The sequence below is a fragment of the uncultured Thiothrix sp. genome, from assembly GCF_937876535.1.
Taxonomy (GTDB): domain Bacteria; phylum Pseudomonadota; class Gammaproteobacteria; order Thiotrichales; family Thiotrichaceae; genus Thiolinea.
In genome coordinates, this window is sequence record NZ_CALFHZ010000019.1 from 1 (window position 1) to 12,479 (window position 12,479).

Genomic DNA, 12,479 nt, shown 5'->3' on the forward strand with positions numbered 1-12,479 from the left:
ACATGAGCGTCTCGCCGGAGGAATCCTCGCCCTTTAGGGCGGGGAGGATGTCAATTATTTGAAGGCAGTGTTTGGGATAATTTAGCCTTTGCTTTAGCACGTGGCTTATCTCGTCTTGAGCAAACTCAGCAGATTGAGGCGGTAGCCACTTGGGCTGGATTAGACTCATTACTTAAAAATAAGGCCAAACAACTTTCCGGTGGCGAAGCACAGCGTCTAGCAATAGCACGTGCCTTATTGCGTAAACCCAGCGCTTTATTATTAGATGAACCCACCGCCAATATGGATCACAGTGCACGTCTATTAACCTTAGAAATGCTGGAAAACCTCAAACAACAAGGCTTAATGCTTATGGTCGCCAGCCACGATCCAGACTGGTTTCAAGCAGTCACTAATCAGCAGATAAAACTCTAAAGCCTCTACAGAATCGGTTATAGTCATATTAATCACGGAGGCACTATGAGTATCAAAATTTTATTTTTTGCGAGCCTAAAAGAACAAGTTGGGTTAAGCCAAGTGCAAAGTCCCTGGCAGGAAGGCTTAACCGCACGACAGCTCTGGCAACAAACTACGCACACTGAATTTCCTACGAATGTTTTAGTAGCGCGTAATCAAGCCTATTGTGAGGCAGATACCTTACTCGCCGATGGGGATGAGCTTGCTTTTTTCCCGCCTGTCACGGGTGGCTAAGATGATTGAAATTAAAGTCACTGATAATGCTTTCGATCCTTGGCAAGCGATTCAAGCTTTTCAACAACAACCCAGCTTTAATGCCAAGCACAGTGGTGCGAATGCGGTATTTGTCGGCACGATGCGGGACTTTAACGAAGGTGACCCAGTACAAGCCATGCGCTTGGAGCATTATCCCGCCATGACACAAAAGCATTTGCAGCAATTAGTAGCGAAGGCTTGTACAGATTGGAGTCTAGATCATGTGCTGCTAACCCATCGGGTCGGTGAGCTGATTCCGGCTGAGCCAATCGTGCTCGTGGCTGTGTGGTCGGCGCATCGGCGTGCAAGCTTTGCAGCCTGTCGGCAAATTATGGAAGACCTCAAACACCAAGCCCCATTTTGGAAACAAGAGACATTAAATGATGGCCGTCGACGCTGGGTCGAAAAAAATACTGTAGGCTAAAGTGACAACCCTCAATCGCCGCCAATTTCTCCAAACCAGTCTCGCTTACGGTTTAACTTGGCCGTATTTATCAGCTCTTGCAGCTGAGCCTAATCGTTTTACCTTACCGGCTGAATACGCTAAACATCATTCCACGTGGATGGCTCATGGGGTACAGCCACGCTTTTGGCCAAAAGAATTTGTACCTCCGATCCGAAATAATTTAGTGCTGATTGCGCAAACCATCGCGAAATATGAGCCAGTATCCTTATTAATCCGCCCAAATGAGCAAGAGCGGATTCAAGAGTTTTACGGCAACTCTGTCACTTATGTACCACACCCTCTTGATAACCTTTGGATACGTGACAGTTCACCTAGTTTATTAATAAATGCAGCCGGTCAATTGCAGGCGATCGACGCCCATTTCAAAGGTTGGGATCAACCTGAAGCCTATAAGCATGACAGCCAACTCGCTAAGTTTATGGCTCAACAGCTACAAGCTGAGCTTTTAGAGGCCGATTTCGAATTAGATGGCAGCAATCTTGAAGTAGATGGAGCCGGAACTGCTATTTTAACCGAAAGCAGTGTGTACTATCAGGGGCGAAATAGTGATCTAGCCAAAGCCCAACTGGAAGCGCGTTTACAGCGCTTAATGGGCATACAAAAAGTGATTTGGCTGCCGGGCAATCCGACTGGCAATTTAGCTGAGCGCCGCACCGATTATTACGCTCGGTTTGTACAGGTGGGAAAGGTTTTAGTAAGCCATGAACCCAACCCAGACTTTCAAGAACACGCTCTTACTTTGCGTCACCAAGACATCCTCAACCAAGCCACCGATGCCAACGGCAAACGTTTAGAAGTGATCGTGTTAAATAAACCTAAAGGTGCGCGCGTTGAGTTCATTAGTTCTAATTTTGCCTCAAGCTATTTAGGTTTTTATGTGTGCAACAAAGCTGTTTTAATGCAGGAATTTGGCGATGTACTGACTGATAATGCGGCGCGGCGCGCCTTACAAACAGCTTATCCCGAACACAAAATCGAATTATTGAATATCGATGCTTTAGCCTCCGGTGGTGCTAGTATTCACTCTGTTACCCGTCAACAACCTAGCTTATAAAGCGAGCGACTCATGCAGCCTAATAACGACGCACAACACTATAACGAACTTGGCCAAGCCATTGGCTTTCCTGTGGCTTGGCAAGCTAAACCTGTACCCAGCTTTCCTATCTTAACGGGGCAATATTGCCGACTTGAACCTTTGAGTTTGCAACATGCTCAAGATTTATTTGCCGCCTTTACTGCCGATCAAGAACACCGTATTTGGACTTACCTACCCTATGGCCCCTTCACTGATTTTACAAGCTTTAGCGCGTGGTTAGAAAAAAATACCAGCAGTAAAGATCCTGTTTTCTATAGCATCCTAAATGCTGAAGGTAAAGCACTCGGTATGGCGAGCTATTTACGGATTGATCCTGCCAATGGCGTAATTGAAGTTGGGCATATTAATTTCTCACCTGCCTTACAAAAAACGCGGGCTGCCACTGAAACTATGTATTTGATGATGCACTATGCCTTTGAAGATTTAGGCTATCGGCGCTATGAATGGAAATGTGATGCCTTAAATAAGCCTTCTCGCCAAGCTGCTGAGCGCTTAGGTTTTCAATTCGAAGGTATTTTCCGTCAAGCAACTGTATATAAACACCGTAATCGTGATACTGCTTGGTATTCGATTTTAGATAGTGAATGGCCAGCACTAAAACAAAAGTTTGACGCTTGGTTAGAGCCTAGTAACTTTGATACTAATGGACGCCAAATTAACAAGTTGGTAGCAGGTTAAATTTTTCTGAATAATCTGTGCCAAAAACTTGGCTTTGATTGGTTTTGTTGCCCTAATGCTAGCTTACGTAGTTTTCTGGCCTTTGGTGCAACAATGTCACCCAACTCACGAAACGCTGCTCTTTCTAACAAAACTAGTTCGTTATTAATTTTTGCTGCTAAACAGAAAGGAGGCCATTTACTGTAGATTACATGAGATAAATGAGCCATATCAATTTCAATCTGAAATCGCTTTACAATGCGATCTGGTTTTTGCTTGATTTCAAGTAAATTAAACCTTGCCTCAATCAAGTCTTTATTAAAACTTTGTGTAATAGCCAACTCATAATCAAGATTAATGGCTTCACTAATAATATTGCAAATAACACTGCAACAATTATCAGTTTCATTAAAACTCACAGCCTTAACTTTGGCTCTGATAGGATACTTTACTGGTTTGGGTAGATAAATGTCTGGTGATAAGCCAAGCATTCTATGTTTATGAAGTTCCTGTAGGAAAATGTCACTTTCTAAATAATTTAATACTGTATCCTTTCTTTTTAAGACTAAAGACTTTGCCGCTAATAACTCGAAGGATAAAGCTTGAGTAATTTTTTCATACCCTTGTTGGTACAAGGCTAAAGCCTGCACTGGAAGCTGCCAGTTAATATTAAACTCATCCAAATAACCACTTATAAAACCAAAACGATTGGTCTTTAATAGTGAATCATCACCATTTTGCTTATTTCCCCGTAACAAGCCCGATATATACTCCTCCTGAGAGCGGAACACTTGGTGATAGATAAAATAATTATCTAAAACCAAACGTTTAGCCGCAAAAACCTCTGCTGACAAGACCCCACGAGCCGAATCAGCCTCTGGAAACTCAATGACTTGCGAGTCAGGAAGGATATATTTTCCCTTTTTGATAATGAAATTATGTATACGTGCCGCTCGTACAGGAGTTTTTATATTTAACAAGCTTTTTACATGATCGGCTTTTTGTCCCTGTAAAGTTTCTTGAAAAACATAATCCTCTATCTTCCTCGCATGGTTAGGCACCTCCATGAGCCATTGGAACATACAAACATTAAAATCATGTTTTTTAGCTAAAAAATCTTTGATTGTTTCAGAAAAATTTGCAGCACACCAATACTCATCAATATCCAAAAACATTAAATGAGTAAAATCCTCAGCCAAAGTTTCTTGATGAATTTGAGTATAAACATGCACTTGGAAGTTCACATCCTTAGCTCGGCATTCTGCCATCTCTTTATCAGCTAAGCTAAAGCGTAAACGCTCACCATAAATAGACTTTAGCTTTTCTAGAACCTGCCAAGAATTATCAGTAGTATCATTGACTCGAATATCGAGCACATCAAAGCCAAAATAAAAATGATGGTAAACCCATAAAGGTAGATAAAAGCCCTCATCTTTAGCAATAGCTGCTAGTTTTACTTTAAACACTGGCTTCATTCTTAATAGCTCTTTTTAAATCTTCGTCATGATCCAAGTTAATTTTTTAAAACCCTCTCCAGAAAATTTGCTTTTTTAATGAATAGCCACGATTTAAAAGTAGTTAAAGAATTTTCTGCAGCGCTTTTAAACATAAGTTTACGAAGTTGCATAACTTCCGGGTAAATTAGATTGCCTAACTCACGAAATTGATACATTTCTAATAAAAACAGCTGTCCATTTATCTGGGCGGCTAAACAAAAAGGAGGAATGCCACTATAAACTATATAGGTCAAATCACCAATAGCAATCTCAGCGCTAAACCTTTTAATAATAGAGTCTGGCTGTTGTTCTGTGCTGAGCAAATGAAATTTAGCAGGCACTTTTTCCTTCGCAAAGCTTTGTGTAATAACTAAGCTATAGTCAATTTTTTGGCTATCTATTTCACAGCTAAACCTGCAATAACCTGTCTGTTTATCAAAGTCAATATCATAAACTTTAGCTTTAAGAGGATTATTTATTTTTTTCACCCCATAAATAGACTGATCTATCCCGCGCATTTTATTTTCATTAACTTGCTGAAGAAATATATCGCTCTCTAGATAATCTAAGACAACTTTCTTTCTCTCTAAAACAGATAAACCCGCCTCATTAAGCTCATCGTTAACTACCTTAACAACTTGAATATATTTTTTTCTATAATCAAGCAAATTATCTTCTAAAATACTCCAACGAAGAATATACCTTCTTGCAAAGGAAGGAATAAAACCGTGTCGATTCCTTTTTAGAAAAAAACTACCGCCACTTTGCTTATTACCACGCAGTAAACTTGATATATATTCATCTTGAGAGCGAAAGACAAAATGAAAGATAAAATAACCACTTAGTTTTAATCGGGATGGTTCAAACAAAAAACCTGGCACAATAGCATTGTTCTGATTATTTTTTTCAAAGTCTATTTCAGTTTGATCAGGTAAAATATACTTCCCTTTTTCAAGAAGGAAATTATGAATTCTTACTTCTTTAACGGGAGCACTCAAATTAACCAAGCTTTTTACATGATTACTATGCTGCCCTTTCATGATCAGCTTAAAAGAAAAGTCATTTAGTTTTTTTTCAGGATTGGGTAGCTCCATTAACCATTGAAACATACAAACATCGAAATCACTGACTTTGGCCAAAAAATCTTTAATTGTTTCTGAAAAATTGACTGAACACCAATATTCATCAATATCTAGAAACATTAGATGGGTAAAATCTTCAGTTAAAGTTTCCTGATAAATTTTATTATAAATATAGGTTTGAAAGTGAACACCTGTTGCTTGGCACTCTGCCATTTCTTCATCAGCTAAGCTAAAGCGCAGACGCTCACCATAGATAGCCTTAAGTTTTTCTAAAATCTGCCAAGAATTATCAGTGGTATCGTTTATGCGAATATCTAATACATCAAAACCAAAACGCAAATGGTGATACACCCATAAAGGCAGATAAAAGCCTTCATCCTTGGCAATCGCGGCTAGTTTGATTTTGAATGCTTGAGTCATGCACTGCGTCCTTAAAAACAAGTCCAATTAGGATAACGTGTTTAGGCTTAGGTTTCGATGGAGCTATACCCATTTTGCTTTTAAACCTAGGTAAGCCGCTTGCAGAATGCTAGAGTTTGCAAGGTCTTTGGCTTAGTCCAGTGGTGATTTGTTAAGGTTTAGGTGGTTCTTTTGGAGAGATTTGAAATGAAATTTACAGTAGAAAATATGAAGTGTGGGGGTTGTAGCTCAGCGGTGCAACACAAGATAGCAGCCCTAGAGGGGGTTGAGCAAGTATCGGTAGATTTAGCAACTAAAACGGCTGAAGTACAAGGCGAGGTTGATGCAGAGCTGATTATTGAAACGCTGACCGAAGCAGGCTACCCGACCGAATTGGTTGAATAATGACTAAACCTGTGCGCCTTTCCATTGCTGGCATGATGTGTGCTGGTTGTGTGAGTTCAGTCGAAGCGGCCTTAAAACAAGTCGATGGTGTCGAAGCGGCGAATGTGAATCTTGCCGAACGCACTGCTTTAGTAACTGGTAGTGCTCAACCTGAAGCTTTGGTGACAGCTGTTAAGCAGGCCGGTTATGACGCGGCACTGATGCAAGGTCGACAAGCTGAAGTAGACAAGGAAGCCGCTGAAGCAGTTTATTATCGCAAGCTTTGGCAGCGCGTTTGGGTGGCCGCTATTCCCGGTAGCTTCCTTATGGTTGGTGATATGCTCTTACATGCTTTACCACATATGCATGGCTTGGGGCGCTGGTTTTGGTTGGTCATGGGCTTGATTACCTTAGGTGTGTTAATCTATTCAGGTGGTCATTTCTTTCGTGGAGCTTGGCAGCAACTCAAACACTACGCCAGCAATATGGATACCCTGATTGCACTAGGAACTGGAACCGCTTGGTTGTATTCGATGCTCGTGGTGTTATTCCCTAATGCTTTTCCAAGCCTTGCCCAACATGCTTATTTTGAAGCCGCTTTAGTGGTCATTGCTTTAGTTAATTTAGGCCATGCCTTAGAGATGCGCGCCCGTGGACGCACGACAGCAGCCATTAAGCATCTAATGAATTTGCAACCACCAATGGCGCACGTGATACGCCATGGGGAAGAGCTGGATCTTCCCTTAGAAGAAGTCGGTTTAGCAGAAACCTTGCGTGTGCGTAGCGGTGAAACTATTCCCTTAGACGGTACAATTATCGAGGGTAACTCCCATGTGAATGAAGCCATGCTTACGGGTGAAGCTTTGCCTGTTGCTAAAAATAAAGGCTCGCTGGTCACAGGCGGAACGCAGAATGGGGATGGCAGCTTTGTAATAAAAGTTAGTCATATTGGTGCCGACACGGTGCTCGCCAAAATCATTGAAATGATTCGCCAAGCCCAAAGCTCTAAACCGGCTATTGCGCGTTTAGCGGATCAAGTCGCCTCTGTTTTTGTGCCTATAGTCGTCTCGATAGCCCTGATTACTTTTCTATTATGGCTCTGGCTTGGGCCAGAACCCACTTTAAGCTATGCACTAGTTACCTCGATGACTGTGTTAGTCATTGCTTGCCCCTGCGCTTTGGGCTTGGCAACACCGATTGCGATTATTGCTGGCATTGGGAAAGCAGCTCAAAACGGCATTTTGATTCGTAATGGCGATGCCCTCCAACAAGCGGCTAAGCTCGATACGATTGTATTGGATAAAACCGGCACTTTAACTGAAGGTAAACCTATTCTAAATGCCATTTATCCTGCTGAAGCTTATGAAGCTGACACTGTTTTACAGCTCGCTGCTTCTTTAGAAAAAGGCTCTGAGCATCCCTTAGGCCAAGCCTTACGCACTGCTGCTAAAGCAGCTAACCTAAAAGATTTAAAACTGAAAGGTTTTCAGAGCATTACGGGGCATGGTGTCCAAGCTAGCCTTGCTGAGCAAATCTATTTCATTGGCAATACCCGTCTAATGCAGCAGCAAAACTTAAACTTAGCAGCTTGGCAGGAGCGCTTAAAAACACTGGATACAGCGGGGCAAACCCCAGTATTTTTAGCCACTCAAACTGAGATTATCGCTCTATTTGCGATTGCGGATGCGCTCAAAACCGATGCTTTAAGCAGTATCCACCGCTTACAGAACCAAGGTTTGGAGCTAGTGATGCTGACTGGGGATCGGCGCGAAGTCGCTGAACAGTTAGCATCACAGTTAGGTATTACACACGTACATGCTGAAGTCCTACCCGCTGATAAATTAGCCGTGATTAGTCAGTTACAGCAACAAGGTAAAATAGTCGCAATGGTGGGTGATGGTATTAATGATGCCCCCGCACTAGCACAAGCCGATGTGGGCTTTGCAATTGGTGCAGGCACGGATGTAGCGATTGCCGCCGCCGATGTGACCTTAATCGGTAGCTCCTTAAACGGCATTGAACGCGCGATTCGCATCTCTAAAGCAAGCACTAACACGATTTGGCAAAATCTATTTTTTGCCTTTGCCTACAATGTTGTCGGAATTCCGATTGCAGCGGGCATCCTCTATCCGGCTTTTGGAGTCTTGCTTGATCCCATGCTGGCTGGGGCTGCGATGGCCCTCTCCTCAGTGACGGTTGTCTTGAATGCGAATCGCTTGGCACGGCTTAAAGTTTAAACCTGTGCCTTAACCCAACGCTCAATCTCAGCATGGGGCTGGGTATAAATCCACTGCTGAAAATCGCCAAACTCATTAGACCCTTGCGCTTTTAGCTGTTGCATTAACTGGCCTAAGGCTTGATTTTCTAAACCAGTCCAAGTTTGGACTAAGCGACCATTAAACTTCTCGCGCACAGTTTGCCAAACCTCAAACGCCTGCTGCATTTTCAAATAGCTGGTTTGAAACTCTGGGAAAAACTCAAACGCACGTTCAAGGAAAATAGTTTGTGTTTGTCGACCGCCCTGTTCTTTGACACTAGCCCAAGGATAGGCAGGTAAATTAGCTTGGGTTTCTAGCCATTGCAGTAAAGCATTATAAGTTGGGCGCTTGCGATCCCGAATCCGGGAGGCATGATTCCGATTTTCAAATAAGTAAATATCTTTATTAAAGAAACTCGAAGAAGCGGCATAGCGGAAAATATCTTCTAAGGTGTCGAAACCTGCCAAAAAGCGCTCCGCATCCAAGTCTGCAAAGGCTAAAATTGGGTGGATTTCCTTAGACAGACAAATCTCGCCAAATTGATAGTTATCGGCTTTAAATAAGAAATGTAGGCCATCATGCCCATATTTAAAGCCCATTTTGTGATACAAACGCCCAATAATATTGCCTAAGTCATTCCAAGAAAAATAATGCAAGGAAATCTCAAAATCCTCACTAGAAGAGCCAATCAGGTCAACCTGAAACTCTCGATAGGCAAAGGAAAAAACATGGCTATTACGCACAATTTCAGGAGATTGAAACCGCTCTTGCAGATAAGCTTTAAGGTCAATTGCTAAGCTAGGCGTTTCAAACAAAATATCCAAATCACCAAAGGAAGTTTTGCTTCGATAAGCGGGTATTGCTGCCATTCTACATTCAGGAAAATCAGCTTGTAGTTGCGTAAGAACTTCAGCTTTTAGCTGCTCGTATTCAGCCAATTGATAGCGACGTACTGGTGTATTTTTTATTGCTTGGCCACCCATAAAATCCCTCAAAGGCAAATTTTGCTAGAACCCACAGTGTACTGTGAATAGCATCACAATAGCCTCTATTACTCCGATGAAAGGCTTGGCAGTGATCCCTAGAGCAGTTACTCTTAAATCCCTTAGTTAAGGAAATTCATCCATGTCTGCTTGTAAACCACCGCCTGTGATCAGCGCAGAAACTTATTTAGTGAATGAAAATGAACGCCTAGAAACCACTAAACAAGAATTTGTGAACGGTTATGTATATACCAAAACCGAGGCTAGTCGCAATCACGATAGGTTAGCAATGAATTTAGCAGGTTTGCTCTTTATGCAGCTACGTGGTTCACGCTGTCGGGTGAGTCAGGATATGAAAGTACGGATTCAAACGCTGCACGAAGATTATTTTTACTACCCTGATGTGCATGTCACCTGCGAGCGGGAGCTGAATAATTATTACAATACATCACCCTGCTTAGTGGTGGAAATTTTATCTGCACAGACTGCACGGATTGATCGCTCTGAAAAATTTGCAGCTTACCGCCTGTTACCTTCTCTGCAAGAATACCTGCTGTGCTCACAAGATTCTCCCATTGTAGAAATCTATCGACGCGAGCAAAACTGGGAAGTGGAATATTTTATGGCTGGCGCTAGCTTTGCACTGAACTCAGTCAAAGCTAGCTTAAACGTTAACGATCTGTATGAGTTTATTATTGATGAGCCGAATGAGGTTTAGCCTAAATTTAGAAATCGCCTGCTGCACCGCGCTGCATAATATCGGTAATAATTGCTTGTACCTTTTTAGCCTCTACAAATAGCTCTGGTGGTAAGGTTTTCCCACCATGAAGCATAATATCCATATCCAGTGAGTACAGATAGTATTTGCCTTGTTTGTCTTGCACCATTGCGATTCGGCAAGGTAGGTAAGCTGAATAGGCATCACTGTAATCAACCATACGCATAGCAGTTTGTGGATTACAGAATTGAAAGATTTTTAGGAAGCGTTGATCTTGTCCGGTTTCTAATTTGACCTGCTCTGATAAAGGCAACTCACCAACGGCTTTAATATTGTGCTCATTCGCTACCATTTTCATGCTTTGCTCGGCATCGGCAGGACTCACACCGTCAGCTAAGGGATATTTTACAATCGTGGCTTCAGCTGAATTACCTGTTTCTTTAAGCTTCTTCCACATTTTTAAATAGATTTCTTTAGCTTTTGGATCAAGTTGCGCTAAAGCTTCCTGCTCAGCAGCCATCGAGCTTATTTGCATGAACAGATTGCCGTATTTGAAATAAGCAACGGCAGCCCCAAGCACAGCAAGTACACCAATCAAGGCAAGCATATTGCGGATAAAATTCATGTTTCCTCCCATTAGCGCTGCTAAACCATCCTGAAGCTTAGCTCTATATAAACGAGCTATTCACCCAAAACAATCCGCTAAAAGTAATAAGCTTACCTAGTATTCAAGAAGAAACTGAATCCAACAATAACTCTGCTAGACGATCGCGCACTAAGACACTGCCACTTGAGCCTAAACGCATTTTTTCTAGGAGCACCGAAAAATCTCCACAAGCATCCACCGCACGGGTCATGACAGCATCCACACAATAGCGCCACTCTTCTAATTCGGGTGAAGTTGAATGCGGCAAAAAAGGCCCCCGATATAACTCCACTGCTTCAGTCACGCGCCCTGAACGTAAACGTTCCCAGACATCAATAAAGTCCGCCCAAAGTGGCATGAGTAAGCGATAAGGACGCGAGCCGATTTGACCATCCAATAGGCGTCGTAAATGCGAAAGCTCAGCTTTAAGTGTGGAAATGGTAATTGGCATATCACCATATAAAGCAGCATGGAAGGAATCCAGGGTCAAACCCTGTGGATTCAATGCGAGCAAACAGAGAATCTCTAATTGCCGCTGGGAGAGACGTTGTACTTGCCCACGGAAAATTACTTGTGGTATGCCAAGTGCATGTAATTCTAACTCAGCGCGAGGCTGCCAAATTGGTAAATGCTCTGCAATCGCTCGCGCTAATTCACAAACCGCAGCTTGCCCTAAAGGGGTGTGATGATTCCAAGTACTAGAAATATTCAAAATACCCACAACTTGTGCCGTTTGCGGATGCACAATCGGCGCGGCATAGCCAACCCAGTCGTGTACAAAAGGTAAATAATGCTCTGAAGAAAATACGGTAGTAGCCTTGCCTAATTTCAAACTTAAGCCAATTGCATTAGTACCCGCAGTGTCCTCCCGCCAATGCCCCCCTGCTGCGAAATTCACCGCTTCCGCACGTGCCTGCATATGGGGGCTTGCAAAAGTCCAGAGTAAATGACCTTGGACATCCGCTAAAGCCGCCACTAATGAGCCTTCATGAGCTAATTGCATGATTTGCTCGCGCTCACGTTGGGCAGCAGCCCGTAGAGGTGATTCTTGCCAGCGTTGTTGAACTAGATAACTTTCATCTAAGGGAGCTTGAGTGTGCAGACGGGGATGAAGGTGAGCAGCACAACGCTGCCAAGAAGCATAAATTTCAGGGCGTACTAGCTGTTCACGCACCTTTGCACTGCCAGTAATGAAGCGCGACCACTGTGTTTCCGTCACCCGTCGCCGTTGCATTAAATAGTCACTGGCTCTGACCGGTATCATTCCAAGCTCCTTCTGAAGGATTGGCTAGACAAGATCCCTTAAGATGATTTAATAGGATAAATTTCGCTATGCTGGCTGGAATTATGATATACGGCACGTCCCCCGTCGAGCCATGCTGACGGGGTTTGTGCCCGAATAAACGGGAGCCTCTCCTCCTAACACGCACATCGTACAACAAAGTTTTTTGTTAAAAAAGGGTTAAGTTTTTTCTAGGATTAAAAAAATTTATATTTTCGATCAAAATGAAAACTTCATGCGTTTTATTGGTTTAAAACCTTTTTTTCTTAACTATAAGTTAAAAATAATTAAATTTAACGCA

The 12,479-nt window shown here is 42.6% G+C and carries 12 protein-coding genes and 1 pseudogene; 8 read left to right on the plus strand and 5 right to left on the minus strand.

Annotated features, from left to right (window positions below; translation table 11 throughout):
• Positions 1–78: 78 nt before the first annotated feature.
• The 5 genes and pseudogenes from Q0230_RS10570 to Q0230_RS10590 all read left to right on the plus strand — a co-directional run.
• Positions 79–414, plus strand: a pseudogene (locus Q0230_RS10570) (ATP-binding cassette domain-containing protein); the annotation flags it as partial.
• Between the two features lie 45 nt (positions 415–459).
• The gene (locus tag Q0230_RS10575; protein WP_298609984.1) at positions 460–690 is read left to right on the plus strand and encodes a MoaD/ThiS family protein; all 231 of its coding nucleotides are present in this window, start codon (positions 460–462) and stop codon (positions 688–690) included.
• A gap of 1 nt (position 691) precedes the next feature.
• A complete protein-coding gene (locus Q0230_RS10580) occupies positions 692–1,135 on the plus strand; it encodes a molybdenum cofactor biosynthesis protein MoaE (protein WP_298609985.1) in 444 nt (147 codons plus the stop codon).
• Between the two features lies 1 nt (position 1,136).
• Entirely contained in the window at positions 1,137–2,231 is a 1,095-nt protein-coding gene (locus Q0230_RS10585) for an agmatine/peptidylarginine deiminase (protein ID WP_298609986.1), read from the plus strand.
• A gap of 12 nt (positions 2,232–2,243) precedes the next feature.
• Positions 2,244–2,951, plus strand: coding sequence for a GNAT family protein (locus Q0230_RS10590; protein ID WP_298609987.1), 708 nt, complete (start codon positions 2,244–2,246; stop codon positions 2,949–2,951).
• Here the strand turns inward: Q0230_RS10590 and Q0230_RS10595 are convergent.
• Together Q0230_RS10595 and Q0230_RS10600 are read right to left on the minus strand one after the other, a co-directional pair.
• Positions 2,948–4,405: a glycosyltransferase family 2 protein gene (locus Q0230_RS10595; protein WP_298609988.1), complete on the minus strand. Its 1,458-nt coding sequence runs from the start codon at positions 4,403–4,405 to the stop codon at positions 2,948–2,950. The genes Q0230_RS10590 and Q0230_RS10595 overlap by 4 nt on opposite strands.
• A gap of 38 nt (positions 4,406–4,443) precedes the next feature.
• Positions 4,444–5,928, minus strand: coding sequence for a glycosyltransferase family 2 protein (locus Q0230_RS10600; protein ID WP_298609989.1), 1,485 nt, complete (start codon positions 5,926–5,928; stop codon positions 4,444–4,446).
• A 186-nt stretch (positions 5,929–6,114) separates the two neighbouring features.
• On the opposite strand from Q0230_RS10600, the gene Q0230_RS10605 reads away from it, so the two are divergent.
• A complete protein-coding gene (locus Q0230_RS10605; RefSeq protein WP_298609990.1) occupies positions 6,115–6,312 on the plus strand; it encodes a heavy-metal-associated domain-containing protein in 198 nt (65 codons plus the stop codon).
• Entirely contained in the window at positions 6,312–8,528 is a 2,217-nt protein-coding gene (locus tag Q0230_RS10610; protein WP_298609991.1) for a heavy metal translocating P-type ATPase, read from the plus strand. The genes Q0230_RS10605 and Q0230_RS10610 overlap by 1 nt, the downstream gene beginning before the upstream one ends.
• Here Q0230_RS10610 and Q0230_RS10615 read toward each other — a convergent pair.
• Complete coding sequence (locus Q0230_RS10615; RefSeq protein WP_298609992.1) at positions 8,525–9,532, minus strand: hypothetical protein; 1,008 nt, start codon at positions 9,530–9,532, stop codon at positions 8,525–8,527. The genes Q0230_RS10610 and Q0230_RS10615 overlap by 4 nt on opposite strands.
• Before the next feature lie 142 nt (positions 9,533–9,674).
• Between Q0230_RS10615 and Q0230_RS10620 the strand changes: the two genes are divergently transcribed.
• Positions 9,675–10,250 (plus strand): Uma2 family endonuclease, encoded by a 576-nt coding sequence (locus Q0230_RS10620; protein ID WP_298609993.1) that lies wholly within the window; start codon positions 9,675–9,677, stop codon positions 10,248–10,250.
• Between the two features lie 7 nt (positions 10,251–10,257).
• Here Q0230_RS10620 and Q0230_RS10625 read toward each other — a convergent pair whose 3' ends face one another.
• Positions 10,258–10,875 (minus strand): DUF302 domain-containing protein, encoded by a 618-nt coding sequence (locus tag Q0230_RS10625; RefSeq protein WP_298609994.1) that lies wholly within the window; start codon positions 10,873–10,875, stop codon positions 10,258–10,260.
• Positions 10,876–10,978: 103 nt separating this feature from the next.
• Complete coding sequence (locus tag Q0230_RS10630; protein ID WP_298609995.1) at positions 10,979–12,160, minus strand: transcriptional regulator; 1,182 nt, start codon at positions 12,158–12,160, stop codon at positions 10,979–10,981.
• Positions 12,161–12,479 lie beyond the last annotated feature (319 nt).

Excerpts from the sequence above, each read along its gene's own strand:
- Q0230_RS10580 (WP_298609985.1), top strand. The coding sequence starts at position 692 with ATGATTGAAATTAAAGTCACTGATAATGCTTTCGATCCTTGGCAAGCG.
- Q0230_RS10615 (WP_298609992.1), bottom strand. The coding sequence starts at position 9,532 with ATGGGTGGCCAAGCAATAAAAAATACACCAGTACGTCGCTATCAATTG.
- Q0230_RS10605 (WP_298609990.1), top strand. The coding sequence starts at position 6,115 with ATGAAATTTACAGTAGAAAATATGAAGTGTGGGGGTTGTAGCTCAGCG.
- Q0230_RS10600 (WP_298609989.1), bottom strand. The coding sequence starts at position 5,928 with ATGACTCAAGCATTCAAAATCAAACTAGCCGCGATTGCCAAGGATGAA.
- Q0230_RS10575 (WP_298609984.1), top strand. The coding sequence starts at position 460 with ATGAGTATCAAAATTTTATTTTTTGCGAGCCTAAAAGAACAAGTTGGG.
- Q0230_RS10595 (WP_298609988.1), bottom strand. The coding sequence starts at position 4,405 with ATGAAGCCAGTGTTTAAAGTAAAACTAGCAGCTATTGCTAAAGATGAG.
- Q0230_RS10620 (WP_298609993.1), top strand. The coding sequence starts at position 9,675 with ATGTCTGCTTGTAAACCACCGCCTGTGATCAGCGCAGAAACTTATTTA.
- Q0230_RS10625 (WP_298609994.1), bottom strand. The coding sequence starts at position 10,875 with ATGAATTTTATCCGCAATATGCTTGCCTTGATTGGTGTACTTGCTGTG.
- Q0230_RS10610 (WP_298609991.1), top strand. The coding sequence starts at position 6,312 with ATGACTAAACCTGTGCGCCTTTCCATTGCTGGCATGATGTGTGCTGGT.
- Q0230_RS10630 (WP_298609995.1), bottom strand. The coding sequence starts at position 12,160 with ATGATACCGGTCAGAGCCAGTGACTATTTAATGCAACGGCGACGGGTG.
- Q0230_RS10590 (WP_298609987.1), top strand. The coding sequence starts at position 2,244 with ATGCAGCCTAATAACGACGCACAACACTATAACGAACTTGGCCAAGCC.